Source organism: Pseudomonas sp. PvP089 (assembly GCF_017875165.1).
GTDB classification, from domain to species: Bacteria; Pseudomonadota; Gammaproteobacteria; order Pseudomonadales; family Pseudomonadaceae; genus Aquipseudomonas; species Aquipseudomonas fortuita.
This window is the reverse complement of the sequence record NZ_JAGGME010000001.1, coordinates 770,782-795,000: the sequence shown is the minus strand read 5'-3', so window position 1 is coordinate 795,000 and position 24,219 is coordinate 770,782. Positions and strand designations below refer to the sequence as shown.

The window sequence follows — 24,219 nt, the reverse complement described above, 5'->3', positions numbered from 1 at the left end:
GCAAGCATGACGATAGTGCTGGCGCTCGGCGCGCTGGCCATGGCCAATACCACCCTGGCGCAGGACGCCCCCGCGCCCCGTGAGGAGCAGTGGCAGGAGCTACCGCGCAACACCACCATCTACGTGCCTGTGCCGAAGCAGGTCACGCCGGTGGCCGCTTACCGTTCGTGCGCCAATCGCTACGAAGGCGAAAGCTGTGACTTCTCCACCCCTCGCCAGGGCGTGATCGAAGGCACCTGCCAGGCCCCGGAAATGCGACAGCCGCCGGCATACGGCTACGAAGTGCAGCAATACCCTGCGCAGGTACGCACGGCGTTGGTATGCGTACCCATCGACAGCCAGGGCACGCCGGGTGATGCCCCCGCCAACCCAGGCCACGAGTCGCCCTCCGCGCCTCAGCCTGCGCCGCCACCCGCAATCGACCAGCCTGCTCAATAGCCCCTCGGTACCCCTTGCGACAGGCAGCTGCCCTGGCCCGGCGCCTACGGCATTGGGTCAGGTTCACCCGCTTCTGGCCGGGGTGCAACCGATTGCAGCATGTCGATGATGAACCGATGCGTTTCGGGCAGCTGTTTCTGAAACGCCTCATCGAGCTCCGGGGCTATCTGGATATCGCCTTCACGCAGGCTATGCGCAACTTCTTGCCGGTAGTGCTCCACGAATCGCTCACGTACCAGCTGAGCCTCAGGCGTGCCATCGGCAACCAGCTCAGCCACAAGCGCCTGCGCCGCATGCGCGAACACCAGGGTTCGATTGTATTGCTGCGTCTTCAGGGCGGACTGCGCAAACGTGGACTGGAACTGCGTTTCCATCGAATCGATGGTTGCATGCAATAGCCGATTGGCTTTCTTGAGCGCGGCAACCTCTTCGGCCAGCCCTGCTTCCGGTCCGCCCTCCTGCGCCCCGGCGCGCCTGGCCTGTGCAAACTGCAGCATCTGCCCGTGCATCAGCTTGATCAGTTCACGCTGGCGCTCTACTTCGGCCCGCAGTTGCACGGCTTCGTCGAAGTACTGGCGAACATAGTCACGCAGCGGCTCCAGTTTTTCGTTGGCACGTGCCGCCCCGGCATACCAGCCTTGCGAGTACCCCTCTTCAAAGCCGTCCTTGTGGCCCTCCTCAAGGCCTTGCTTGCGGCCTTGGCTGCGGCCGACATGAAGGTTGGAGATTGCATGATCAAGCGACCCGGTATACCCGCCATCCAGGCCGCCACTGCGCCGCCCTGCCCCCCAGTTATGGTCCATTGCTGCCTCCAGGCATCTGCATATCGCCGGCACACGCGCTGCCGACATCAGCTTCAGGGTGAATCGGTCAGCCCATTGCCCGCGAAAGGGGGCGGATCAGGGCTACTTTGTCGTGTGTACTTCAGCGCCGGCGGCCTGCTGGGCATCCGCCTGAGGCAAAGAAAAATCAGTCAGCCGGTGCAAGGCAACCGCTACCCAGTCACCCCCGAAACGCTCGTCCTCCAGCACAGACTTGAGCGCGAGAATCGGCACACAATGCCTTGCATCGCCTTGGACATAAAATACGGCCATCCATTCCGGCAGCAAGTGTTCCGTGCCTTCATGGGTTTCAACGCTGAACATCAACGCAAGCGTCCCGGGCATCGCCTTCACCTCCTGGCTGGGCAACGCATCGGCCAGCCAGAAGGCCACTTGCGCCAATTGGTTGGCCTGAATCGGCAGCAGTGCGATCACCTTGCGCCCGTCGTCATCAACCACGATGCCCGGCTCAAGGTCGAGCATTTTTGCGCCGTAGCCGATTGCCGCGTGCCGAACGGGCAGTGATTTCAGGTAATGCTCCAGCAGCGTGTACATCTCGAAAGCCGCGGGAATGTCCTTCTGGATGGCAGGCGAGCTTTTGGCCATAACGCTGACGAAGCCACCCCCTGCCTGCGCAAAGATATCGCCACTGATGGCCTGCGCCACAAAAGCCTCGAGTTCATACAGCGTATACATGGTCCAACTCCCTCGCACCGGCTCGGCTAGACTGAACTTCAACCTGCTGAAAGGTCCAGCCGGCAGTCGTTCGTGTTTTGTATGTTTGCAGCCCACACTTCAAGGATGTAGCAATGACCCATCAGTTTCACTGTGCATTTCAACCCGCGCCCGGCAATGTCGGCGGCGTGCTGAACATTGGCCCTGCCTCGGTCAGCATCGACCTTGAAAACCTGCGGCTGTTCGCCGATGTGGTCGGGCAGATCGAAAAGCGCCGGGCGGCTGGCGCAGCAAGGTCGGAGATTCTGGGTGAATGGGCTGGCAGTGAAAGCATTGACTGGGCCCATATCGGCTTTCACTCCTGCCGCGAAAGCTACAGCTTGCGCTACAACGGGGTAGCCTGGGAGGCGCCAGCCGACGCCACCATCGCCGCGGCCGCCGAGGCGCGGTTGTTCCTGGACAACCAGCGCCTGCAGGCCTGACCCATCGGCATGGCCCTGGCCGTTAACGATTGACGGGCGTGCTTGCCTGATACTGGCCGAAAAACTCGAATTCAACCCGGCGGTTGGCGGCGCGGCCATCTGCAGTGTCGTTCGGGGCAATGTAATCGCCCACTTGCCCTTCGGCACTGATCTTCGACGCTGCCACCCCCCGGCGAACCAGGTACATCTTCGCAGCCTGGGCCCTGAGCAAGGCCACACGGCGGTTCGCCTCTACCGTGCCAACACCGTCGGTGAAACCCACGATCTTCACCTGCAGTGCGTCTTGCGCGGAGCGCACCAGGACGTCGCCATCATCGGCACTGGGGCTGAACCGTGAGTGGCCGAAGGCGAAATTCAGGGTCATGTGGTTGATCGAGGACTGGATGTGGTCCTGCCGCGCACGAATTGCCAGCAGCTCCTGGCGGCTAGCATTGGCATCGGCCTCTGCAGCCGCCAGACGAACCCGCAGGCTCTGGATCTCGACATTCAAGGCGTTGATGGTCTGCTGCATGTGCGCCGTGTCCTGCCCCTGGGCAGAAGGTGCGGCATAAGGGACCGGCGCCGCGGGGCTTTCTACCAGTTCGAACCCTGCGAAAGCCCTGGGCACCATTACCGCCGACATGACGGCCAGAACAAGCGGCAGCACGCTGCGTGGGGTGGCAAGCACGGTGTTCATACATCTCTCCAGTACCGCAGGATCACGAAAACGATGACGGACCAGGCATAGCCCAGCAACAGGGTGAGCATGCCTGCGAGCAAATAGGTTCGCAGCGGGTCGATAGCATCCTGGCCAAGCGGCTGCAACCCGGGAACCAGCGTGGCCGGGAACCATGCGAACAACACCGTTACCAGCGGCGCGAGCCACAGGCCCAGGCGCAGACGATGATGGTCACCTTCGCGCGTCCACCATGCGTACCAGCCCAGACTCAACAGGTACGCAGGCAGCAGCATCACGCTTAGCAGCAAGGTCGAAAAGGACAGCGCGGCGGCGTAGAAACGTGGTGATCCTTGCGCCATTTCACCCATCAGGGTTGCAATGACCGCGATGGCAAAAGCGACAAGCGCCGCCAGCAAAGGCACCGACAACAGCCACAAGGCTGCGCGGCGATCGCCCACCACCCTCAGGCCCGACTCCACGGCAAGTGGAGGTAATGGGTAGGACATGCCAGGAAACTCCTTGTAAGGGCCAGCTGAACGGTAAGGTCCAGCGCAAACGCCGCAACAACTGACAGCGAAGTGCGTCAGCCACTGCTCGACGTCCTGTCAATTATCAAAATGGCCTGTTAGAAAAATGTTGATATGGATAGCGAGTATGAATTTGAGGCCTTGCCCCGTCAAGGTTTGAATCCTGCTCATGAGCAGCTGATCGCTTGACCCTGGGCAAGGCGTAGCGCACACTCGCCCTATGCAAAAAACATTTTTCTGACAACTAAAATTGATAGCATTTTGTCATCCAGAAGGATCTGACGCATGAACCCCCTGCAACTCGCCCTGCCGCTTTTGGTTTCGCTCGCCTGCACCTCGGCCTACGCAGAAAAAATCGACCCGTCAGAAGCCAGTGCCCGCCTGACCCAGGCGCTCACTTGCAAACGCAATGTATCGCCCGAGCAGTTCGAAGCCTTGATCAAGGCCGCGAACGGTAAAGCCATGGTCCAGGCATCGGACCTGTCCGACGGTGAATTCACCGTTCCAAACCCGCTGGACGTGTACGGCCGTCCCGTCACCCGGCTGTCGCTGCACCCTGGTTCCAATGGCGAAGGCGACTTCAACGCCTACGGCGGCGCATTCAGCGGCGAAAGCATCCAGACGGTCGCCAAGCTGGCCGACATTCCCAAGGACGAGGTTGGCGACTACAAGAAAGAAGTCGGCAACCATGACCTGTGGCTTTATGCAGACGGCAGCGATACCTACATCAGCTGTTCGTACGATGTACGCACGGTGGTGAAAACCCTCAAACGCAAAGCGCGCGAGGCAGCGGACGCAGTGCAGCGCGTCACCCAGTAAGTGCCAATCACCCTGCGTTGAATGGAGTCACGCCATGAGCTTCAGAACACTGGCTGCCAAGTTTCTGGAAACGGTCAAGGACGACCTGGGCATCCCCGCCCGGCTGCGCCGGGTCATCGCGCAGGCGCCGAACATTCGAATGCGGGTGGATGACACCGCCGCCGTCATCGCCTCCTCGAGCGTGGTGCGCTGGCATGAGTGGTCGAACCATATCGGCTTCAGCCAAGGCAGCGAAAAGAACGGTGAGGTCAGGGGCTGGCGCGCCAGCGACGGCCACTACCAGAGCGAACACCGGCATATCCCGGCACTCGCCCGACTGGGCAGCAGCGAAACCACGGCCCACTTCACCTGTGACATAGCTGACGTGACGGGCCTGTCGGCCTCCAAGTCCGACCTGTATCGTTTCTACTCCATGCAGCAGATGGCGGAACAGGCCTGCCAGGCGTTGATCCGGGATGTGAGCCAGGAAGGGCTTGCGCAAAACCTGCGCTGGCCCGAGATCGGCATTGTTCATGGCACCAGCGACTTCCTGGTCCAGTATGACTGGGATGACGGACTGTACCTGGCCAACAGCGGTGGCTCGCATCATTTCGTCGCCGCCCAGCATATCGCCAGGCAGTTGCAGCAAACGGTTGCGCTGCAAGGCCGCCTCGTCCGTAACGGCCTCGATGCCGAAGCCGCTGCCCAGCTGAACGATGACTACGCCATCTACGCCGTCACCAAGGACGTGTTCTTTGCTGAAGGTCTCGATGCCATGCGCGACTTCAAGGCCACCCACTACTGGGGCGACCTGCCGCAGCCTTATGACAATGGCGTAGCCATCTTCCTGCCCAGAGATGAAGCACGCTCACGCAAGGTCGCAGAGATCTTCGAGAGTGAAGGCTTTACCAATGTGGGCGAACTACTGATGGCGCTGGCCTCTCCCGACGCCACAGTCGAGCGTCGCGCCCGCCAGGATGAAATACGCAGCCGCATACAAGCCCTGCCCGAACTGGAAGCAAAGGCCGGCGCGGCGCACTTGTTCGGCAAGCACGCAGCAGCCAGCCTTCGTGACGAGTTGCCGACCGCGGTGAATTGGCAAAGCGTCGAGCAAGCGACAATGGATGAAGCCTTTGGCGTGCACCGGCTAGATGCCCAGAGCGTTTACGATGCGCTGGCCCGGCACAGCCCAGGCGCCATCTCCAGCCAGGCCTTGCATACCCTGCGCGCCACGGTGGACGGCTATGCCGCCCTGCATGAGCACCAGGTGGCCAAGCAGGCAACTCCGCAAGCACCGAGCCCAGACTGATCGGCCCCTGCAGGGGCAGTTTCATTCCGGGCTAAGCGGAGCAGTACTGGTCTGCCAGCTGGTGGACACGCTCCGCCGATTGCGTCTGCGCCTGGGCCTGCTCGCAGGCCCATCGCAGTGTTCCGGCATCAGGAACATAGTCCTCACCGCTCGCCTTCTTGGCCACGAACCACAGCGCACGCATGACGAAAAGCGGGTCGCCGCTCAGGCGCTGGTCATCCGCCGCCTGCATGTGGCCGACCAGTGCCTGGGTCGCTTTACCCAACCCCTTGTCCCGGCTGAACTGCACCAGGTTGCCCAGCTCTTGCGGATTCATTGAAGGATGAATCGTCAGTGGCGTGCAGCGCTCGGAATCGAGCAAATCCCAAAATGTCACGCCGTCCTTGCAGACCATGCCCACACGGCGACCACCCGCCATGTCATCAACCTCGATGAAGCTGCCTGGCTGGTATTTGTGGATTTTCATGTTCTAACCCTTACCGATTGACTGGCCGACCATCGCCGGCAACAGGTGCATTCTAAGCAAGCAGGTTGCAAAAAGCGTTACTGCAGTGTGTGCCATCGCCCGTATGTGTAACAGCATTGGCTCACTCAGGGCGCTGGGGCCTCCCAGGCAACGGTTCGCTGCTGCTCGGGCACAACAGGGCAGTCAACCATGGCACGAACCCGTGGCCTGCCATCCGCCCCGGCAATTTCGTATTCGTCTTTCAAGCTGCCTTCCGGCCGTTCAGCGATCCATTGCGCAACCTGAGTGAGGCCCTCGCGAATGACCCCCGCCTGTGCACCTGGCGCCACATGCTGCATGTCTATTGCGATCAGGATGCCGCGCTCTCCCGCAAATGCCGGCGCCTCACGCACAGCCTCCAGGCTACCCACCCTATTGCCATTGGTATCGTGGAGCGCGATCGGGTCATTGATACTCAGCGGCCCTCGATTGCCGGTCAACTCACCGGCATCGGCAACAATGCGGGCGGCCTCGTAGCCAAAGCCCAGGTCAGCAAAGGCAGAAGAACCCTCGGGATCGACGCGAAGCACTGCATACTTCGCCGACACGCTCGCGCCGGGAAGAGGCACTTCCTTCAGGGCCAGGCGCTGGATATGTTCGGCCTCCGGCTTTGAGCCCGCGAGCAATGACGAGAGCTCTGCCAATTGCTTGCGCGGCTCGGCGGCATTGGCATCGAAGTCGTCATCGATCAGCTCCATGGCACCAGCCATGTTTTCTGAAGGGTTATCCGGCACGGCTGAATCGTTGCTGACCTTGCCGTTCCACCCAGCCAGCGTCTGCCCCACATGCCTGCCTATTTGCTGGATGAGAGGTGCAGCGAGCGAGCGATCATTTTCGAAAATGACTTTACGACCGCTCACTGGATGGTCGAAGGGTTTTCGTTGCCATGCCATAAACCCGGACGTGCTTTCCCACCCAATAAAATTCAATGTGCCGCTCTCAGCAGGAAACGGCCGGTTATTGATGCGGGTGTAAGACCCATCCGCTTCCCGCTTGAACGCTTCATTACCCTTGAGCAACCGGGAGTCAATCAAAGCCTCCTGCAACCGCTCGGGCTGTTTGATCAACGCATTATATTGCTCGATACGCTCAAGCTCTTTGGCCGGAAAATTCACCAGTTCCACGCCTGCTGACTTCAAGCGGTCATACATGAATGCAAGCGGGCCAGCTGCCAGCAAGTCATTACGGTAGCCACCCCCAACCTGCGAATGGGCCCCTGCAAACTTGACCTCTTCGATGCGCGAGTTGTCGTCATTGCGCAGCGCGCTGGTCAAGGGAAATGTCGCACGGTATTCATGCATGGCCACCAAATGCGTGGTGGACTTGACGTTGTTACTAATCTCCAGGTTTTTCCTGACGTGGCTTTCAGTAATGGGAATACCGTAGGAGGCAACCGTGTCAAAAATGGCAAGCTTGTTGATTTGCGCCTCACCAGGCGGGATCAGGTAATCGTCGGTGGCTTTCCATTGGCTGTCGAGTCGAGGCACACCACGGTCGATCACCTCGTTGGTAAAAGCACGGGCCTGCGCCGCCCCGCGACTGAAGCCGATCACATTCAATTCAATATTCAGATCAGGGTTCTTGTTGCAGAACGTGACGAAGGCATCATAAGCCTGCTCGATCCGGTTCTGGCTGCCGCGCCCTGTGCCCCGCTCGATCAAGGCGATAGGCGCATTACCCTTCTGGCTCCCCACCCCATCAAGGTAAATTTTCTCCGACTGGCCGGTAAGGCCGCCAGGGCCATACTTGCGGGGCGCAGCGCCGGAGTTGAGGGAAAGGTTGGTGCCGTGCGCGGTGTCGTATTCATAAAGCCTGGCCACATTGGTATGGCTACCGAGAGGCGTGTCCCTGTCCTTGTTGTTATCGGTGCCATCCATGTAGACACTAAAATAAATTGTATTAGTCACTTCATATCCCTATGAACAAACTGCCGCATCAGTCCTGATTCAACTTCAGAATATGCGCCTTTATGGCCTGCCCGGCTGCCTCGACAAGGCTCAGATAGAACGGTTTGCCCAGGCCGAGCAACGGTGATCCCTTCAATGATTCGGCCGTTGCCTTCAGCGTGATGACGCCGAATTGCTCGGCGATGATCTCGATACTGCGCTGGCGCTTTCCAGGCTGGTCATATGGCTTTTGATACCACGTGGCAATCTGGTACTGGGCGTCCTCTCTTTCGAATGCCGCGTACAAGTGCTGGGCCAGCGCAATAACCGTTTCACGAATCAGCCCAGGGTCGATATCGCGACTTTCCAGCAATGCCTCGAACGGGGCATTGGCTACCGCCAGAAGATCTCCAATGGTGTAACCCGCCATCGGCGGAAACACACCAGGCGGCAGCTCGACGGCTGGGCCACTCCCTTCATTTGAACTGTCTTCGTCGTGCATAAAAACTTCCTTGGGCTACAGGTAGAAAATCGGCCAGCCTTGTTTCACGTTCCGGATACTTACTGCAATCGCAGCACGGCCGCATGGTAGAGCAGCGTCAGGTCCTGCCTGGCATTCAGCACTTCACTGTGAAAAACCGCCGATACAAAAGGCGCCACCCTGAAAAAGTCGGGCAGCACCTCCGGCGCAGTGGCGTGAATAGGGAACACCGGATTGGCCGGTGCAGCCAACTGGAATTCATAACCAAACCCACCCAACCCGGCCCGCTCGGACAACGCCTGCGCAATGCACAGCACCGAGACCAGCCCGATGTCCGCTACATCATCAGCGTACAGTTCCCCGCCGTCATAGATGAACTGCTCACCGCGCACGATGGCCTGGTCAGCCAACCCGGTAAGAAGCCGTCGAAGCTGATCTTCCAGTTGATTCTCATCCATGCGATGTCTCCGCCAAGCGATCCGAGTCGCGTATCAAGGTGCGCACACGATTGCGCGTCATCGTCCAAGACAACCGAAGGTTTGAAAAATTCCCACCCCCGCAGGCAGCCGACGGACCGTCATTGCACCCACGAAATGCCAAAACAAGAGCGGCACTTTGCCGCTCATCGACCCTCTTCATCGTCGTCTTTGGCGTTAGCCGAACCAGCCCCGACAGGAAGCCCAGCGTCATTGAACTGCTGCCCCCGGGAGCCGGTAGTTTCAGGAGCAGCATCAGCCGAAGCGGCCTGATCCTGGCCCGCATCACTCCCGGCCGGTGCCGAACCACCCTTGAGCGAGTCCTTGAATGCCTGAACCCGGGCGCCCGCACCTTCGTGGTACGCCGCCTTGCCTTCTGCCTTGGCAGTCGAGAAGGCTTGCTTATAGTCAGCCCCAGCAGCGCTGGCCGTGGAAGCCAGGCCCGCACCGGCAGTCAGCGCGCCGGCCCTGACGCCGTCACGCAGCCGCCCGCCCATCGAACCAGAGCCCGAGCTTTGGAAGGATTCCACCCCCGAACGCCCTGCCGATAGCGCGGCGCTCCCCGCGCTGCGCAGCGACCTGGCAGTTGCAGCAGTGCCGCCCGTGATTGCCCGCCCCAGCGCGACACCAGCAGCCTCGGAGCGCTTTTCGCCAAGGCTTCGGGTGTCACCCGACTCGGCCGAAGCCTGTGCGCCTGAATCCCGGGCAGCTGCCCCACCGGCGCCCTGGCCGTTGGCATTAAGCAGAGGTGTTGCGCCACCCGCCCCGCCTCGAGGCCCGCCACCTCTGGGCCCGCCGCCAGGCGAAGAGCCATCGGGCGGTGGCAGCTTGCCTTTGTCATTACCGAGGCGCATGCCAGAACCCGAACCCTGAATGCCTGCGCCTACAGAAGCCATACCGCCCCGCATCTGGCCGACAGCATTGGTCTCACCCAGGTCGCCAATGCCTGCACCGATCCAGCGCAATACCTGGTCAGGCAATGTCTGCGGCAAGCCGAAGATCATGTACAACACGGGCAACAACGTCAGCCCGAACACCATGAACCACCAGGCAAAGGTCAGGAACTCGGAGATGGCACCTACACCACCTGAAGAAGACACCACAGCCCCCCGCATGGCAAAAAAGCCCTGGGCGATATAGTCGATCACCGGGTCTGACACCAGCACCGCGGCAAACAGCCCCAGAACAGCCAGCGCAGGGCGGGCGAACAGCGAAAGCAGAAGCAGGTAACCCTGGGTCTGGGAGCCTACGAACGTTCGATCCGGTGTCATGTGCATGACCGCCCACAGCGGCGCAGCAATGATCGACTGCAGCACGGCCAGCACCCAGCCAACAAAGACGATCATGAACAGCGTGTACGGCAGGCTTGGAAGAAAGACCGCAAAGTAGAACGCCAGAGGCTCGATGTACGAGGCCATCAGGGCGAGCTGCTTGACCGGCACGGTCATTACCCAGTCCCAGAGCGGGGTCACAACCTTGTCCAGATCAAGGCCGTTGCCCAAGCCCTTGACCGAGGAAAGCGCGCCGGCAATCACCCGAATCGCTGTCCCGGCAGTCTTGATGGCTACATCGGCCACAAGAATGCCGGCACGCGCAACGGTCAGGTAATCGCCCACACACTTCATGCGATTGAGCGAGCCCCCCATCTGCCCGGCCGTTCCGCACAGGGGTGTCTGCCCGTTGCTGCCCGCACCCGTGGCAATCTCCACCACGTTCAACATGACACTGTTGACGTACGAAGACATCTTGGAGTCCATGTCAGCTTTCAAGGACCCGACGTTGATATCGCTGTTGGGGTCCTTGGGAATGAGGCTGGCAATATCCTCAGGCTTGGCCGTGGTCGATTGCTTGTACCCTGGCTTCTCTTCTGACTTCTTGTCGATTGCCTCGGTGACCGTGGTCACGCTGTGCGTCAGCAGAGAGGCCCGGGCATCGGCAGGCAGTGCACCGAGAGAAGGCGCACTGACCGAACCGACCGGCTCGGACAGCACCCCGGCAATCTGGCCTCGGACCATACCCACGCGCTGGAACCATCCGCCAGCCGCCGACCAGCCATCATCGGTCAGCGTGCCGAGGAAGTCCTTGAGGCCATTGTCGACATCGCCCTGATCACTGCTCACCTGGGCGAACAGTTGCGTGGCCACCTTCTGCTCCGCCGCGTTCACGATGGTATTGAACTGGTCGGAGTCGACCGCATCCCAGCCAGCGTCGTTGATCGTCGCAGGCCAGCTTCTCACCCAGGTGTCCAGCTGGGTCATCATGCCCATGGCCGCTTCGCGCTTCTTGCCCTGCACATTCACCCGCAGCGATTCCAGAGCCCTGGCCATCGCCTCCGTCTGGGTCTGTGCCGAATACACCGCCACCTTAACGGTGCCACAGAAAGCCGCCCCACCGGCCAGGTTTGTATCGGCGTTGCGGTCCTTGATTTCGAAGACGTATTCCGTGCGGCCATTTACCGTGTTGAGCTTGTCCTGCGTGTTGTTCGCCCTTACTTCGGGAACCGCACCGGATGCCGGGTTGTTGCCATAGATCGAGTTGGCCGCCTTGGCACAATACGACGCCGCCAGGTAGCTGCGGGCGAAATCGCGCAAGCCGTAGAAATTGCCAGGTGAGTTAACCCCTTCGACGATGCCGTTCGGCGACAGCACGCCCATGGCCATGCCTGCTTTGTAGGTGCCATTGGCAAAGCCGACGCCCCACAGGGAAAACATCAACACAATGAGCTGTATGAAAGAGAAGCCGCTTGTTGTGGGCAGCAACACTGCGCCGCCCGCCACGATCCGTACCGGCGTCCACAGCGAGGACCAGTTCTTGCCCATCGCCTCCCCGTCGTTGGCCGTGTTGGTGACACCCATTACGGCAACGTAGGAAACGATCAGCGAACCGATGATGAGGATCCCGCTGTTGAAGAAGCCGAACATCGTCGCGAGGATATTGGCGCTTGCCTGCACAGCGTTGGGGTCGGTGCCTTTGACCAGGGCATCGATTACCGGGCCAAAGATCCTGCCAAGCATCTCGACTGACTGGTCGGTGCAGGCGTTTGCATCGCTGCACGGTGAAAACGGCATCTGAGCCATTGAGAATACCTACCTGAATCGAGTTGCGGACGGTTGATCTAAATCGCTCGCGACGAATTCCCCTTGGAATGCTCCGTCGTCCTTGAATTGAGCTCGCTGCACCCGGTAGGCGATGGCTTACACCGATGCTTTGAGCCTGAGCTCATGATACTACTCTGCAGGCATGATCCTGAAGATATGGAAAACGCGGCAATCTTAAACCACAAATGACAAAAAAATCAAAATAATGCTACGAAAGAAAATTAACAAAATCTGGATCAATACTGATCATGAAGCCGTGCTTTTAACGCCACGGGGAAAGCGACCAACCTGTAAATTCGTGAAAATGCCGAAAATTTGGCTTAAATAAAGAGATATGAGCGCGAAATTTCATAATTAGGCCAAACATGAGGTTTTTTGAACCTTCGGGCTAGCACGTTATTCAGATGCCGGCGGGAGCCCCGTCAACCTGCCTTTTCTGCACAAAAAACGTACAGAAGGCTCTCAATTGAACGGCTTACAGGCTTGTAAAGTTGTGTAAATAGACATTTCACCTACTGGTCAGCACACGAAAGGGGCGGCATGATTGGCCACAACAGCCCGTTTTTAGTGGGCCTCCCGCTCGTCAGCGTCCTGATGAGGGCTTTTGAGGACACAAGCCAGCGCTTGCTCCAGGGGATACCTGATTCAACCAAAAAACCTATTTATCCGACTCAAGCACAAGAAAAATAACAGTAAAAATGCTATGGTCACTCAAGCAAGCGAACCGCAGGGTTCGCGGTGGACTGGCACAGCACGTCAGCGCAGACTCATTCGACCGCCCGCATCAGCCTATGCGCCTGGGTACGGCGAGCCGCACAGGGAAGCAGATGTTGCTGAATGCCGACTGACTCGGGCACGTTCAAGCCCCGTGAAAAAACGACGGACATAGATGCAGCTATCAATACGCGATGCGAGCCGATTCGTGATCGGCGCCGGGCTAATGCGACAAAAGGCCATCGAGGCCTCAGGCAACCCGGCAATCAGCCTTGGCAACGTAGCGCAAGCCGCCCTGCGGGAAGGCCCTGACGGCCAGAAAGTCCGCCAGACGATCGACACACTGGCCGATCAAGCGTCTGAATATTTGCGCAACACGCCTCCCCACACCCTGCGCTCCGAGCGGATAATGCAAAGCAGAGAAGCCGAAGCCAGCGCATTCACAGCCATCCATCGTGCCGTGATCAGCAGCGTGACCCTGGAAATGGCCAGCCCGTCCGGGAGGAGCGGCGCCGAGTCCGAGCTGCGCCAGTCGCTGCTCGATGCACTCGAAGCAATCGACAATACCCCTGGCTCACGGGCAGACAGGGAAGGTTTGCTGGCCTCCGTGCGCGATCAGGTAATCGCGGCCTCCTCCGACGCCGACAGCATGAAGCGGATGGTGCGTGAAAGCGAACAAGCCTACCTGGCTGCCGACCTGGACAAGACGTTCGCCCGCTACGCCAACCCATCGCTACCACGCAGCGAAAGCAGTAACGACTACAGCATGTAAGGATTCAAGCCATGCCGACCCCGCAGGAATTTCAGAGCTTCACCGCCTCCGTGTTCCCTTCCCAGGCGGCGGAGACTGTCATTGCCAAGCAGCCCGTACTGGCCGACTACGGCCGTGAGCTGCGCAACGCAATCAGCCAGCTGCCACCTGAAGCCACACGGACGCTGCTCGGCGATTATGGCCAGGCATCCCCGGCGCTCATGACGTCGATCGAGGACTCCATCCTGCTTCGTGAATTTGCCCACGAACGCGTGGCTCAGCAGGCGGACGTCAGCCAGGAGTGGCTGAACGCTGCCGATACGCAACGGACGGGGATCGATGAGTCAGCGGCAGCTGCGGACGACACCTGGAACGCAGAGCCCTAGCCTGACAAGCAGGCAAAAAAAACCGGACCTGCGTCCGGTTTTTTTGTGCCTGCTTCCGACTGCGAGGTCGGCCCATCACAGGTTATCGCGAAGCGGTCTTGAACTGACGAGTGCTGTCTTTGCAACCCATGGATGCAACCGTGAACAACACTTCATACCGCGTGTAGGCGCTTGCAGAAACACGTGATGGCCTGGGGCCTTTGTCTACGGTCTTGCTGTAGGCAAGCACCGCATCGCACGCTATCGCATCCACCACCTGGCTGCTGACCTGAGAGGCACGCTGGCGCATACCCAGTTCGAACTGCGCATCATCCAGAACAACCGGCGTACGTGCCGGCGTGGTCGCCAGCGCTACGTGGGCGCCCTGGGACTCTCCCAGCAAGCGCACGGCAATGGTGATGCCGCCGCTGCTCTCGATACGCGGGTATCCGGCAAACCGCGCGGTGAACTTGTCAGCAGCCGCCAACTGGCTGACAGTGCGGCCCACCACTTTGGCCCAGTACTCATTGGGCGGGTTCGAAGGATCATAAGCTGGCGCCCCCCGATCATAGGGCTTGCCCGCCATCCTCAGCTGCTCCTGGCGCAAGAAGTAGCTGGAGCGGCACTTGTTGCTGATCTGCGCGTCCATGGGGCGCCCAGACTTTGCGCTGTAGAGCAGGGCAGAAGCACACTCCAGCTCAAACTGCCCGTTGAGATACAGTTGCTCGCCCGTGCCAAGCGGGCTTGTTGTCGGAACAAGGTTGATCCCTCCCCCACCTGCGCCACCTGCAATCCCGGTAACGAGGCTGCCAGGCATCATCGAGGTGAGCGAACTGACAGCCTCGTCCGAAAAACGAATCTTGGTGGTCCCGTCCGGCATCTGCTCGGTGGTTACACAACCCGCCATCGCCGCAGCGGCCAGCAGGGGCAGGATGAGTTTGCACTTGGTCATGCTCGTGTCCTTACTTGAAAAATCTGCTTGAGCGCGTCAGAAGAACCGCCCCATGTCTTGCTGCTGTGCCTTCACCTTTCGCGTCTCGCGCAGCTGACCCACCACATCGCCCGGCCGCATCGCAAAAGCCTCGCCACAAGGCTCGCCGACCTCAGCCACATAGCCTTCATGCACACTCACCCGCACGAACTGGACGAACCTGGCTTGAGCCATGAGTTCCCGCTTGCCCTGTTCGTCGACAAAAATGCCAAGCGCCAGCGGCGGCATGCGAGAGTCCATGAAGTTGACGCTCTCAACCGACAAATACAGCCGGTCGGATACGTAGGCAGCCTCGAAAGGCATGCACCCGGCCCAGGCGGCCTCGAAGGGCTGCACACCCACATACAGGGTGTCCCCTTCCAGCGCAAAGCTGAATCGCCCACTTTGCATGGGCGAGAGCAACATCACGCGGTCGTGTTCAGGATGGCGCAGCACTTCGTCCCGTTTGAAGTTCGCCGTCCAGCGCAGAAAGTTGGCGTACGCCACCACCTGCCTGGCGGCCCGCGCTATCCGGGCTCGCTCATCTGCGCTTATAGCCGGCCCGACATCCTTATGGCCTTGGGTTCCCATCAAATCAGTCCTCGTGCTTTTTGCGCTTTTCCAGCATCCCGAAGAAATCATCAAGAATCTTGTTCAACATCTTTTGCGGCGTATGGCCAAAGTTCTTGGCATGTTCCGACACCCGCTCATGATTGTCGTTGCGCAAGGTGTAGGCATTGGACGGATCTTTTTTCCGGTTACGGAACGAGATCAGCCCAGAACGGCGCGCCATCGACATCATGCGCTCATAATCGGTATGCGAAATGTTGAACTTCTTGCGGATATCGACCTTGGTCAGGCGCTCGTCCGCCTTCATCAGCCGCACCGACTCCAGCATCAGGTTGTGCAACTGGTTGAGCCGCACCAGGTGATTGAAGCCACTGTCGATCTGACCTCGCTCAACGGCACCGCGGTCGGTGTCCGGCCGGGCCAGCCCGCTGGAAAGGTTTTTCAGCACGACTTCATCGGACAGGTCCAGCGGGTTTCGGTTCTTCTTGGTTTCCTTGAAATCGGGCGACTCGCCACTGAGGTAGTAGACCGAGCCCTGCTTGGCTATTTCCACTTCCAGGAACGAGCAGGCAACCATGAAAATGTCTTCAGTGCAGAGCTTGCGCGACACGCCTTGCTGAATGGCTTCGCGGCTCAGGGGTTCGCCAGCTGCGCGCATGGCGGCATGGGTGTGCTTGGTCCGCTGAATGTCCTGGACCATGTTGAAATACGATTTCAGCGGCAGCACCTTGTCGGAAAGGTTGACCAGCGGGTGCAACTCTTTGACGGTGTCTGCCAGTACATCCGGCGAGGGGACCAGCAGGGACCGCAAGCCTTGGGCAAGCGACAACAACTTGGTCCCGTCTTTCACTTCATTCGCTGGTCGCATATACGTACCTAAGGTTTTCCAATCCAAAATAGTCTTAAAGTGCCTGCAGGGAGAGCAACACCCTGCTCAAGCAGAACAGCACGGAAGGCTTCGCGGCCCTTGCCTGCTCTTAATCTCCAATCCTGGAAAAGAACCACCTTCGGCACCGCTTGGCAACAATCGGGCAAAGCGAAAAGGCATTACGCCATTTCACACGCCCGCAAACCAGCGAAAGGCATAACCCATCCCTCAAGATGGAAGCAACGGCAATCATTGCGGTGCCAGGCACCCGAGATCGCCGCCTTGACCTGGGTCAAGGCCCATGGACTGAAGCGTCTGCTTGGTAAGCTCCACCTGCGCCTTGATTGACTCAGGGTCATTCGCCATCTGCTGCGCGACAGCATTTTCAATCGGCGACGGGGAGGAAGCAAGATGAGACATGGTGGCCATTACCGCAACCACTACCAATGGCGGAACAACCCAGGCCAATGCAGTCTTGCGCCGGCGCGATCGGGCCTGGCGAGCTGCATCATCGGCGGCCTGTTCGCGCAGGGCCTTGCGTGACGGTTGCGGCGCCGCCCCTGCAAGCTGTGGCGCAGCCACGGGAAGCGAAGCATTAAATGCCGCCGGCTGCAGCTGCCCACCCACCCTTTGAGCTTCATCGCGCTGGAAGTAGTCGTTCAGGGCCTCGTTCAAGCATTGCGCAAGGGCCTGGCGAACGGTGTAGGCAACCAGGGCCGGATCAATGTGGGTCAGCGCGCCCTTGCGATCTGCCTCGGCATGGAATACCAGCTGCAGGGCGGCCAGCTCGTGGTTGGACAGCGCGCCAGTGGCATCCTCGATTGCCAGGCTGACGCTGCCCTTCAGCAAGCGCTGATGACCATCGTCTTCAGCCGTATCAAAACCGGCAACCAACAGGGACAACTGCTGAAACCCCTTGGGAATACGCACGGTCCGGGGCGCCCGCAGCACGTCATGGGGGCTCTGGCTGTCGAACACCACCAGCAAGTGCTCGCCCGAGCCGAAGATGCGGATGCCGGGATCGAACTCGAAGTTCGGCGCTTTGGATTTCATGTACGTTGCTCCTTAAAGTTTCCCAAAGATGTCTTCAAGTACGACGGCCTGTGAAAGGCCCGTCATCATCCTTGGCTTCCCTGTGCGGTGGTCGATGAAGAACGCAGCCGGGACACCCGCCTGTTCCTTGCCGTTGTTTTCGAACGCGGCAAACAGGAACGCCAGGTTGGTGCTCAACTGTTCGACCGTTTCCGGCGATGGCTCAGAGCGGATCTGCTCGTGCTTGCCCAGCACTCGCGCCAGCGTTTTCTGGTCCTTGGCCTGCAGGATAGTGGCCGCAAGCGGCACGCCATCTTCCGGGTTGCCCAGCGCTGCTGAGGGGATCCACTTGATCGAGTGGCCCTTTGCCGCATACGCCCGTGTCAGGTTGTACGCCTCCCGGCAGTATGGGCAGCGGGGGTCGATGATGATGTAGACGGTATCGCCAATACCGCCCTTGCCTTCCTTCACCCCGGCAAGGGAGTCGACCGTCTTCATCGACTCCGGTACAGCCCCTTTGAAACTGCCATCCATCGCTGCGGCCTCACGCACGTTCGGTGCGACAACCGGCGACATCATCGGCGCGGCAGGTGCAACAGCAACGGCTGCAGGAGCAGGAGCAGGGTTGGCGACCTGCGCAGCGCCCGGCAGGAAGGCGTCGGAGATGTTGGCGCCCGATTCGGCATTCCAGGCCACACCGGTGAACAGCACCGCAGAATCCGGGGTGCTGAACAACACCACCTGATGGCCGTTTTTTTCCACCGTCCAGGCAGTCAACCCGCCCAGGCCCACCGGGCGGGCGTTGACGATGCGGCCATAGCGCGATACCCGTTGCGCGGTCAGGTCATCGAGTTCCTGCTGTGCCTGAGTGGCCGGCGCAACGGCTTGAGCGGTGATGAAAGCAGAGAGGTCCGCCGTTTGAGCCGGGGCGGCATGGGCGACTGAAACCCCCGCCGCAAGCGCCGCAAGCACGGCAACAGGTCTTGCAAACACACCCTTCATGGCTCAACGTCCTTATTAATAATCCAATACGACCGCATTCTAACAAAAAAGCAGAAAAAGGCACTAAAAAACAAAAAATGGTCATATTGAATGATGACCCCCTGACAGCGAACTGCCGGCTCAGCAGTGCCACTTCATGTCATTTTCTCATCGTTCATCGCCTTCCGTGCCGCGGCTTCCTTCTCTTCCTGGACGGCCTCGTAACGCTTCTTGTCGGCGTCGGTATACTTGTACGCCGACATGGCCTGTTCAAGGCCATTGACTGCCTTGTCCAGCTGGGGCTCTGCCAGCGATGCACCTGCCTTGCACTCATAAAGGAAGTGCGACAGGATGCCCGGCGCCTCCGGGAACCCGGCCTGGCGCCCGATCGTCTGCAGGGCATACCACATGTCCCTGTCGAAAAAGCGCAGCCAGCGCATCTCGGCGGGAGGCAACACGCCCAGGCGCCGCGCCTGGAAGAACATGGCGAAGATAATGGTCCTGACGAACGCATGGGCATGCAGGATCGCACTGGCGTTAGGGTGCTTTATGTATTTCTGGATGATTGCCCGCGGCACCTCCAGTGGCACCTCAGGCTTCAGCCAGGCATAAGGGTCGGCGGCACCAGCGCCTTTACCCCCCTTCGCCGAAGGCGCCTTGAACTGGTCCCAACACCACGCAACCATGTAGTCGCTGTCGGCCATCGCCGCCTTGAAGGCTTCGTCATCGAGCGACGTGTCTGTGGCAACCACCCGTGGCAAGGCAATTGCCACCAGCAGGGTTTCTGCCGCAGACAAGCTGCCAACCCGGGTCCAGTGTTGGCCCAACTGACGCCGCATCACTTCGGTGGCCTTCTCACGGTCGAGCGTCGGCGCCCAGCTTCGGTCCGACTGCGCTTGCCAGCCACTGATCAGCAGATGCTCGTAGGCAAACTGGCGGGAGGTCTGCGACATGCCGAATACAGGGTGGTCCAGTGGCTGGGCGATCAGGTCGAGCTCGGCGAACATCCGCAGGTGCGGGTACTGCGCCTTGTTCTCTTGCACATAGCTCTTGATGTTGTGTGTCCGGGTGAACCTGAGCTTGGGGTGGGTCTTGTTTATGCGCAGGAACATGCGCACCGAAAGCACTACCATGAGTACCAGCAAGAACCCGTTCATGAACAGGGAGGACGAGGTAATTTCGCCCCACGCCACGTTTGAAAAGTCACGCTGGCAGGCGCCCACAATGCCGTCGGGCGCACACATGCGCCCGACCCATTCGTTGATCGACGAAATACCCGGTATGTCCGCAAAGTCGCCAAGCACGCTCGGCAACCAGAGTTCCACGTAGCGGATGTAGGTGTAGGCGGCGGAAATCTTTTCGTGGGCGAAGTACCAGGCACCCCACCCCCCCAGGTAAAGCACCACGATGATCCCTATCAATATCGCGGGATCATCCCACGTGAAACTTTTTTGCCCACCGCCTTGCTGCTTCATTCTACGCCCCTTCTGCCGCCACAAAGATTTTCGCCGGTCATGCCTGCCGTGCCCCTACCTGACCAGCTCTTTGAGGATGTTGTGGGTGGTACGCACACGCCCCACCATGAACACCGCAGCCTGACGAAAAACAGCACGTACGGTCATTTTCTTGACCACTTCGATGTAGACCAGCCCGAGCGTCATGCACAACGCCAGCGGCAGCAGAAACTTCCACAGCGCCGGCACCAGCAACAACAGCAACCAAGGCAAGGCAGCGCTTGCGTTGATCACGAAGAAACGTGCGGGTGGAGCACTTCTGCTCCAGTGATACCGTCCTGTTGCCATGTTCTTCCCCTGAATTCTGTTGGGTAGCCTTTACGAGAGCCCCGGCTCAGCCGTGGCGCAAGTCGCGGGCAGCCGCTTCGTTGATCACGCCCGCTGCCAGCAGGCGGTCCGCCTCGGCAGCAAACGTATGCCCTTCATCGCGCACGAACTCGGCGACACGCTGGGTAACCCGCCCCATGTCGGTCAGGTCCATCAAGGTGTCACGCACCTGCTCGGTGAATTTCAGCCAAGAGCGCGCCGCCGTGCGCTTGCCATCGACCGTTGGCACCAGCTTTTGCGCCATCATGAAACGGCTGGTGTCGACCAGGTCGTAGATGGCCGTCGCCCGTTCCTGTTCGGGGAAGCGGGAGATCATCCGGCGCATGATCGCCGCCACGTCCTTGGCGTGGACCGTGCCGAACACCGGGTGGCCAGTCAGCGACAGCTCGACCGCCGCACGAATGGTTTCCTGGTCTCGCAATTCGCCAATTACACACAGGCCGGGGGCACGCCGCATGGCCTCGCGGTTGGCCCGGTAGAAATCCTTGAAGTGCGTGGGAATTTGCGACTGCACGAAGATCGAATGCTTGCTCTGGATCTTGTCGTAGGTGAACTCGATCGGCTCTTCATGGCTGATCAGGTTGCCCTTGATCGGCGTGTCGTTTTCCAGAATGAAACGGTTGATGGCGGCAAACGTGGTGGTCTTGCCATGGCCCGTGGCCCCGGCCACATAGACGATGCCATCACGCGGCGTGGCCATTCTGACGATGTCCTCGCTCAAACCGACGTCCTGGATTCGGGGCGGGTCATCGGGAATGGCCCGGATGACAATCTGGCACGACGTATCGCCATGGCAGGCAATAGGCGAGGCGTTTACCCGGTAGGCATAACGCAGGCGGGCGCCTCGCGCATCCTTGCGCTGCGGGTCGAACAACTCGTACCGCTCGTTGACCGCCGTCCCGGACACGATATCGGTAGTGGCGGTGTCCCGGTTGGCCGCCATCTTCAACAGTTCGTTGACTTCCCCGACATCGAGCGTACGGCGGGTGACCGCATACAACCGCCCGTACTTCTTCACCACCACCGGCAATGCGGGCTGGATGAAGATATCGCTGACGCCATGGGTAAGGGTTTCCAGCATCATCGCCTTGAACTGGTCGGCGCGGTCGAAGCGAAACGGGTCTTCGTAGCTGGTCAGCCGCTCCAGCCGCTCGATCAGTGCGCCCGGCTCCAGCATCATCACGTCATCGTGGAAGTCCTGCTTCATTGCGGCCCGCCTTCACCGGCAGCGGGCTGCGTGCGCAAGCGGCTGCCACCGGGGGCCGCGAATGCCTCGGCCGCTGCAGGCTGACGGGCGGCGGCCGGCGACGGTGCCGGGTTCGCGGCACGGGCTGGCGCAGCACGTCGCACCGGATCGGCGGTGGTGGAGGTGGCAATCGAGCTGCGCCAGACATTCATGTTGTCGTTGAATTCTGGCAGCGCCGTGATGCGCAACAGGGTTTCGTCCACCGCCATCGACCGCCCTTCCTTGGTAACAGGGATGGCCGCTCCGGAGATGATCGGCAGGGTGACCTGGCCGTGGCGGGCAAACTCACTGAAACGGCGCATGCCATCGATATCGCGGTTCATCCGGTCGAAGCCGTAGGTCAGCATCAGGTTTGCCTGCTCGACGCCTTGCTTCCAGCCTTCACGTACAGCCAGTTTCCATACCCGCTCTTCCTCGTCGGAACGCGGCACCAGCGCAGAAACCAGCGAGGTGCGGTCGAAGCTGGGCAGCGGGAAGGTCAGGTACTCGCGCCAGCTTGGCGGAACGGACGAAAAGCGCGCCTGCGATTCGATCTTGTAGGCCGCCCCCGACAGGCGCAGCGTGTAATCGCCGTCCTGGTTGTACAGGTGGCGCGCCTCGGTGATCACCGGCGGCACCACGCGGTCCTGGATCATCAGGCTGCTGAAGTCATAGACCGTATCGAACTCGCGCTCGCGCACCTTCAGCGCCTTGTTGATGTTGGTAAGCTGCCAGGCCAGGCCAGCCTTTACACCGACCTGCAGCGCGGCATCGAGAATGGCTTCGCCACGGGCTGCCGATGCCTGGTTCTTCTCATCGCGCATGGCCTCGACAGCGGACTTGGCATCGCCGGTGTCGCCCTGCTGCTGAACGTAGGCAGGCTTGTCATAGAGGCGCTCGGCGTCCTCAAGGGTCATCGGGGGCATGTCCATCGCCATGTTCAGCCCCTCCCCAGCGCCAACGGTACCGGCTTGTAGATCAGGCGCAGGGTATTGGTGCTCTTGTCGAGCACCACATCGGCACCGGTGTCGATCTGCGCGCCCACATCCTTGAGCACGTTGATCGGGGTAGCCTTGCGGACCCACACGTTGATGGGCTTGAGGTCCACACGCTTGCCGCTCTCGACGTAGGCATAGCCGTAGCGGCTGGCGAAGGTCTGCAGCAGCTCCTGGGGCTTGCCGATGAAATCGATATCCACCTGGTCGGTGTCGACCGCAGCCTGGCGAGAGGCGGCTTGCACACGGTCAGCGTTCAGGCGCGACACGTAGTTGTGCTGAGAGTTGACCGCTACCGATACCTTGTCGGCGATGATCCGGCTGGCAAACGCCTCGGTGTCGTCGGTGGTCGGTTTGGCAGAACTGGCACAGCCCCCCAGCGCAACCAATGCCAGCAGCACGCCTCCGGCCTTGCAGCAGCGTGCACCCATGAGCATTCCTTTCATTTAAAAACTCCTGAAGTTTGTCATTCTGATCGACCCTGCGCAGGGGCAACCTGCGGCGGCCTGGTTACTGGTAGCTGACCACCAGCCGGTCATGGCGCTGCCGTTCAAGGTATTTGCCCCATTTCACCGCGAGCGGGATCAGGTCTTTCTTGTAGATGTCGTTGAATTTGCGGGTGCGGGAGTGGTAGTTGGCCGCACGGGTCCAGAAGTCCTGACCATTGTTCTCGGCAAGCTTCTGGCGCAGCAGCCAGGCCGCCAGCTCTGCGTTGTAGCAACCGCGCCAGGCGACATCGGATTTGGTAATGGCCGGGTACGAGGCAAATACGCCTTTCGGCCCCCAGTGGGTGGTATTGATCTGGAAATGGCCAAGGTCGAAGGTGCCGTTGCTGTTCGACACGCTTTGCCCGTTCTTCCCGCTCTCCTTGCTGGAAATGGCCAGCAGCACGTTGGCCGGCACACCCTGGCGCTGTGCGGCCTGCACGACGCAGTCGATATCCGCAGGCCGCACGGCATAGAAGTCGTCGGCCAGCACTTGCGCAGACCACAGCGCCAGCACGGCGACTACCCATTGGAGCCCGTTGCGCGCCATGTTCAGATAATCCACTTCTGATGCTGGAACCAGAACCAGAACGCGCCTTCGACAAACAGCTGCCCGGTCGAGACCTGCCAGCTGCGATAGGACTTCTTCATGCCGAATACCCACAGCGCAAAGCCGATCGACAACCAGTTCAGGGCGATCATGATGCCGGCGCCGGTCGCCAGCATGTAGACGAACCCGACAACGGCGAAAAGGCTGGCGATGAAAAACGCCCTGGAATGCAGCCGGTGGTTGCGGGCGATACGGTCGAGTTCGTCGCGCTCGATGGTCGTCAGCTGTGCCTTGACGCGCTCATTGCGGTAGCGCGCAGCATGCTCGCGGACCTTTTTGACATTGTCCTCTTCGAACAAGGCGAAGTCACAGTTGTTGCAGCCCCAGCTGTGCAGCACACGCAGCTTGCCTTTCGGGCTCTGCTCAAGCTCCTGATGATCGCCTTCGGTCTTGAGCAGGACCCCGCGCTCGCACTCGGGGCAAGTGGGGCTGAAATTGGAACGCCACAGCGACTTGATGTGCTGGTTGCCCATGCGCAGCTGGTTCACGCCCAAGGCCGCCATGGGCATGGTGATGAACGCGAACTTCGCTGCCTTCTTCCCTGAATCGAACAACCCCATCACGTCACCTTGGCATGCAAAAATTCTAGTTTCTGATTATCTGTTAGATATCTATCGTCGTCAATTTATGACACCAATTAGAATCTGCTTCCGACCAG

At 60.1% G+C, this 24,219-nt stretch carries 27 protein-coding genes; 6 read left to right on the top strand and 21 right to left on the bottom strand.

The window, feature by feature from the left end:
- The first annotated feature begins 6 nt into the window (after positions 1–6).
- Positions 7–438 (top strand): hypothetical protein, encoded by a 432-nt coding sequence (locus J3A71_RS03660; protein WP_245353431.1) that lies wholly within the window; start codon positions 7–9, stop codon positions 436–438.
- A gap of 44 nt (positions 439–482) precedes the next feature.
- On the opposite strand, the gene J3A71_RS03655 is transcribed toward J3A71_RS03660, so the two are convergent.
- Together J3A71_RS03655 and J3A71_RS03650 are read right to left on the bottom strand one after the other, a co-directional pair.
- A complete protein-coding gene (locus J3A71_RS03655; protein WP_096426805.1) occupies positions 483–1,241 on the bottom strand; it encodes a hypothetical protein in 759 nt (252 codons plus the stop codon).
- 102 nt (positions 1,242–1,343) lie between these two features.
- The gene (locus J3A71_RS03650; protein ID WP_016489273.1) at positions 1,344–1,955 is read right to left on the bottom strand and encodes a hypothetical protein; all 612 of its coding nucleotides are present in this window, start codon (positions 1,953–1,955) and stop codon (positions 1,344–1,346) included.
- 113 nt (positions 1,956–2,068) lie between these two features.
- On the opposite strand from J3A71_RS03650, the gene J3A71_RS03645 reads away from it, so the two are divergent.
- A complete protein-coding gene (locus tag J3A71_RS03645; protein ID WP_016489274.1) occupies positions 2,069–2,416 on the top strand; it encodes a hypothetical protein in 348 nt (115 codons plus the stop codon).
- Between the two features lie 22 nt (positions 2,417–2,438).
- Here the strand turns inward: J3A71_RS03645 and J3A71_RS03640 are convergent, their stop codons facing one another.
- Both J3A71_RS03640 and J3A71_RS03635 read right to left on the bottom strand, forming a co-directional pair.
- The gene (locus J3A71_RS03640) at positions 2,439–3,092 is read right to left on the bottom strand and encodes an OmpA family protein (protein WP_016489275.1); all 654 of its coding nucleotides are present in this window, start codon (positions 3,090–3,092) and stop codon (positions 2,439–2,441) included.
- Positions 3,089–3,580 (bottom strand): hypothetical protein, encoded by a 492-nt coding sequence (locus tag J3A71_RS03635; RefSeq protein WP_209953639.1) that lies wholly within the window; start codon positions 3,578–3,580, stop codon positions 3,089–3,091. The genes J3A71_RS03640 and J3A71_RS03635 overlap by 4 nt, the downstream gene beginning before the upstream one ends.
- Positions 3,581–3,886: 306 nt before the next feature.
- Here J3A71_RS03635 and J3A71_RS03630 point away from each other — a divergent pair, with 306 nt between their 5' ends.
- Together J3A71_RS03630 and J3A71_RS03625 are read left to right on the top strand one after the other, a co-directional pair.
- Positions 3,887–4,420, top strand: coding sequence for a hypothetical protein (locus tag J3A71_RS03630; RefSeq protein ID WP_096426806.1), 534 nt, complete (start codon positions 3,887–3,889; stop codon positions 4,418–4,420).
- A 34-nt stretch (positions 4,421–4,454) separates the two neighbouring features.
- A complete protein-coding gene (locus J3A71_RS03625; RefSeq protein ID WP_060518517.1) occupies positions 4,455–5,708 on the top strand; it encodes a DUF6685 family protein in 1,254 nt (417 codons plus the stop codon).
- 31 nt (positions 5,709–5,739) lie between these two features.
- On the opposite strand, the gene J3A71_RS03620 is transcribed toward J3A71_RS03625, so the two are convergent.
- From J3A71_RS03620 to J3A71_RS03600, 5 genes are all read right to left on the bottom strand, one after another.
- On the bottom strand, positions 5,740–6,174 hold the full coding sequence (locus tag J3A71_RS03620) for a hypothetical protein (protein ID WP_016489279.1): 435 nt from the start codon (positions 6,172–6,174) through the stop codon (positions 5,740–5,742).
- A 125-nt stretch (positions 6,175–6,299) separates the two neighbouring features.
- Positions 6,300–8,120 carry a DUF2235 domain-containing protein gene (locus J3A71_RS03615; protein WP_231995293.1) on the bottom strand — a complete coding sequence of 607 codons (1,821 nt, stop codon included), beginning with the start codon at positions 8,118–8,120 and terminating at the stop codon, positions 6,300–6,302.
- A gap of 28 nt (positions 8,121–8,148) precedes the next feature.
- The gene (locus J3A71_RS03610; protein ID WP_096426808.1) at positions 8,149–8,601 is read right to left on the bottom strand and encodes a hypothetical protein; all 453 of its coding nucleotides are present in this window, start codon (positions 8,599–8,601) and stop codon (positions 8,149–8,151) included.
- Positions 8,602–8,660: 59 nt separating this feature from the next.
- Positions 8,661–9,038, bottom strand: a complete 378-nt coding sequence (locus J3A71_RS03605; protein ID WP_016489282.1) for a hypothetical protein — start codon at positions 9,036–9,038, stop codon at positions 8,661–8,663.
- Positions 9,039–9,202: 164 nt separating this feature from the next.
- Entirely contained in the window at positions 9,203–12,133 is a 2,931-nt protein-coding gene (locus tag J3A71_RS03600) for a DotA/TraY family protein (RefSeq protein WP_209953636.1), read from the bottom strand.
- Between the two features lie 961 nt (positions 12,134–13,094).
- Between J3A71_RS03600 and J3A71_RS03595 the strand changes: the two genes are divergently transcribed.
- Together J3A71_RS03595 and J3A71_RS03590 are read left to right on the top strand one after the other, a co-directional pair.
- Complete coding sequence (locus J3A71_RS03595) at positions 13,095–13,640, top strand: hypothetical protein (protein WP_016489284.1); 546 nt, start codon at positions 13,095–13,097, stop codon at positions 13,638–13,640.
- 11 nt (positions 13,641–13,651) lie between these two features.
- Positions 13,652–14,005, top strand: a complete 354-nt coding sequence (locus J3A71_RS03590; RefSeq protein WP_023049287.1) for a hypothetical protein — start codon at positions 13,652–13,654, stop codon at positions 14,003–14,005.
- 82 nt (positions 14,006–14,087) lie between these two features.
- Here the strand turns inward: J3A71_RS03590 and J3A71_RS03585 are convergent, their stop codons facing one another.
- The 12 genes from J3A71_RS03585 to J3A71_RS03530 form a co-directional block, all read right to left on the bottom strand.
- Positions 14,088–14,936: a hypothetical protein gene (locus J3A71_RS03585; protein WP_016489286.1), complete on the bottom strand. Its 849-nt coding sequence runs from the start codon at positions 14,934–14,936 to the stop codon at positions 14,088–14,090.
- Positions 14,937–14,972: 36 nt separating this feature from the next.
- Positions 14,973–15,545, bottom strand: a complete 573-nt coding sequence (locus tag J3A71_RS03580) for a hypothetical protein (protein ID WP_245353432.1) — start codon at positions 15,543–15,545, stop codon at positions 14,973–14,975.
- 4 nt (positions 15,546–15,549) lie between these two features.
- Positions 15,550–16,392, bottom strand: a complete 843-nt coding sequence (locus J3A71_RS03575) for a hypothetical protein (protein WP_016489288.1) — start codon at positions 16,390–16,392, stop codon at positions 15,550–15,552.
- A 249-nt stretch (positions 16,393–16,641) separates the two neighbouring features.
- The gene (locus J3A71_RS03570) at positions 16,642–17,445 is read right to left on the bottom strand and encodes a hypothetical protein (protein ID WP_096426810.1); all 804 of its coding nucleotides are present in this window, start codon (positions 17,443–17,445) and stop codon (positions 16,642–16,644) included.
- Between the two features lie 12 nt (positions 17,446–17,457).
- A complete protein-coding gene (locus J3A71_RS03565; protein WP_096426811.1) occupies positions 17,458–18,426 on the bottom strand; it encodes a hypothetical protein in 969 nt (322 codons plus the stop codon).
- 134 nt (positions 18,427–18,560) lie between these two features.
- Complete coding sequence (locus tag J3A71_RS03560) at positions 18,561–19,880, bottom strand: type IV secretion protein (RefSeq protein WP_096426812.1); 1,320 nt, start codon at positions 19,878–19,880, stop codon at positions 18,561–18,563.
- Positions 19,881–19,934: 54 nt separating this feature from the next.
- A complete protein-coding gene (locus J3A71_RS03555; protein WP_172455929.1) occupies positions 19,935–20,207 on the bottom strand; it encodes a hypothetical protein in 273 nt (90 codons plus the stop codon).
- A gap of 46 nt (positions 20,208–20,253) precedes the next feature.
- A complete protein-coding gene (locus J3A71_RS03550) occupies positions 20,254–21,453 on the bottom strand; it encodes an ATPase, T2SS/T4P/T4SS family (RefSeq protein ID WP_016489293.1) in 1,200 nt (399 codons plus the stop codon).
- Positions 21,450–22,397, bottom strand: a complete 948-nt coding sequence (locus J3A71_RS03545; RefSeq protein ID WP_224372393.1) for a type IV secretory system conjugative DNA transfer family protein — start codon at positions 22,395–22,397, stop codon at positions 21,450–21,452. Before J3A71_RS03545 ends, J3A71_RS03550 begins: the two co-directional genes overlap by 4 nt.
- Before the next feature lie 14 nt (positions 22,398–22,411).
- Positions 22,412–22,912: a DotD/TraH family lipoprotein gene (locus tag J3A71_RS03540; protein WP_231995295.1), complete on the bottom strand. Its 501-nt coding sequence runs from the start codon at positions 22,910–22,912 to the stop codon at positions 22,412–22,414.
- Between the two features lie 64 nt (positions 22,913–22,976).
- Complete coding sequence (locus J3A71_RS03535) at positions 22,977–23,501, bottom strand: transglycosylase SLT domain-containing protein (protein ID WP_016489296.1); 525 nt, start codon at positions 23,499–23,501, stop codon at positions 22,977–22,979.
- A gap of 2 nt (positions 23,502–23,503) precedes the next feature.
- Entirely contained in the window at positions 23,504–24,121 is a 618-nt protein-coding gene (locus J3A71_RS03530; protein WP_096426814.1) for a hypothetical protein, read from the bottom strand.
- Between the last annotated feature and the right edge of the window lie 98 nt (positions 24,122–24,219).

Bases quoted from the DNA above. Each gene is read 5' to 3' on its own strand.
- J3A71_RS03605 (WP_016489282.1), bottom strand. From the start codon at position 9,038: ATGGATGAGAATCAACTGGAAGATCAGCTTCGACGGCTTCTTACCGGG.
- J3A71_RS03555 (WP_172455929.1), bottom strand. From the start codon at position 20,207: ATGGCAACAGGACGGTATCACTGGAGCAGAAGTGCTCCACCCGCACGT.
- J3A71_RS03660 (WP_245353431.1), top strand. From the start codon at position 7: ATGACGATAGTGCTGGCGCTCGGCGCGCTGGCCATGGCCAATACCACC.
- J3A71_RS03600 (WP_209953636.1), bottom strand. From the start codon at position 12,133: ATGGCTCAGATGCCGTTTTCACCGTGCAGCGATGCAAACGCCTGCACC.
- J3A71_RS03565 (WP_096426811.1), bottom strand. From the start codon at position 18,426: ATGAAGGGTGTGTTTGCAAGACCTGTTGCCGTGCTTGCGGCGCTTGCG.
- J3A71_RS03560 (WP_096426812.1), bottom strand. From the start codon at position 19,880: ATGAAGCAGCAAGGCGGTGGGCAAAAAAGTTTCACGTGGGATGATCCC.
- J3A71_RS03635 (WP_209953639.1), bottom strand. From the start codon at position 3,580: ATGTCCTACCCATTACCTCCACTTGCCGTGGAGTCGGGCCTGAGGGTG.
- J3A71_RS03625 (WP_060518517.1), top strand. From the start codon at position 4,455: ATGAGCTTCAGAACACTGGCTGCCAAGTTTCTGGAAACGGTCAAGGAC.
- J3A71_RS03585 (WP_016489286.1), bottom strand. From the start codon at position 14,936: ATGACCAAGTGCAAACTCATCCTGCCCCTGCTGGCCGCTGCGGCGATG.
- J3A71_RS03590 (WP_023049287.1), top strand. From the start codon at position 13,652: ATGCCGACCCCGCAGGAATTTCAGAGCTTCACCGCCTCCGTGTTCCCT.
- J3A71_RS03595 (WP_016489284.1), top strand. From the start codon at position 13,095: ATGCGACAAAAGGCCATCGAGGCCTCAGGCAACCCGGCAATCAGCCTT.
- J3A71_RS03650 (WP_016489273.1), bottom strand. From the start codon at position 1,955: ATGTATACGCTGTATGAACTCGAGGCTTTTGTGGCGCAGGCCATCAGT.
- J3A71_RS03645 (WP_016489274.1), top strand. From the start codon at position 2,069: ATGACCCATCAGTTTCACTGTGCATTTCAACCCGCGCCCGGCAATGTC.
- J3A71_RS03535 (WP_016489296.1), bottom strand. From the start codon at position 23,501: ATGGCGCGCAACGGGCTCCAATGGGTAGTCGCCGTGCTGGCGCTGTGG.
- J3A71_RS03655 (WP_096426805.1), bottom strand. From the start codon at position 1,241: ATGGACCATAACTGGGGGGCAGGGCGGCGCAGTGGCGGCCTGGATGGC.
- J3A71_RS03580 (WP_245353432.1), bottom strand. From the start codon at position 15,545: ATGGGAACCCAAGGCCATAAGGATGTCGGGCCGGCTATAAGCGCAGAT.
- J3A71_RS03570 (WP_096426810.1), bottom strand. From the start codon at position 17,445: ATGAAATCCAAAGCGCCGAACTTCGAGTTCGATCCCGGCATCCGCATC.
- J3A71_RS03620 (WP_016489279.1), bottom strand. From the start codon at position 6,174: ATGAAAATCCACAAATACCAGCCAGGCAGCTTCATCGAGGTTGATGAC.
- J3A71_RS03545 (WP_224372393.1), bottom strand. From the start codon at position 22,397: ATGCCCCCGATGACCCTTGAGGACGCCGAGCGCCTCTATGACAAGCCT.
- J3A71_RS03530 (WP_096426814.1), bottom strand. From the start codon at position 24,121: ATGGGGTTGTTCGATTCAGGGAAGAAGGCAGCGAAGTTCGCGTTCATC.
- J3A71_RS03575 (WP_016489288.1), bottom strand. From the start codon at position 16,392: ATGCGACCAGCGAATGAAGTGAAAGACGGGACCAAGTTGTTGTCGCTT.
- J3A71_RS03610 (WP_096426808.1), bottom strand. From the start codon at position 8,601: ATGCACGACGAAGACAGTTCAAATGAAGGGAGTGGCCCAGCCGTCGAG.
- J3A71_RS03640 (WP_016489275.1), bottom strand. From the start codon at position 3,092: ATGAACACCGTGCTTGCCACCCCACGCAGCGTGCTGCCGCTTGTTCTG.
- J3A71_RS03630 (WP_096426806.1), top strand. From the start codon at position 3,887: ATGAACCCCCTGCAACTCGCCCTGCCGCTTTTGGTTTCGCTCGCCTGC.
- J3A71_RS03540 (WP_231995295.1), bottom strand. From the start codon at position 22,912: ATGAAAGGAATGCTCATGGGTGCACGCTGCTGCAAGGCCGGAGGCGTG.
- J3A71_RS03550 (WP_016489293.1), bottom strand. From the start codon at position 21,453: ATGAAGCAGGACTTCCACGATGACGTGATGATGCTGGAGCCGGGCGCA.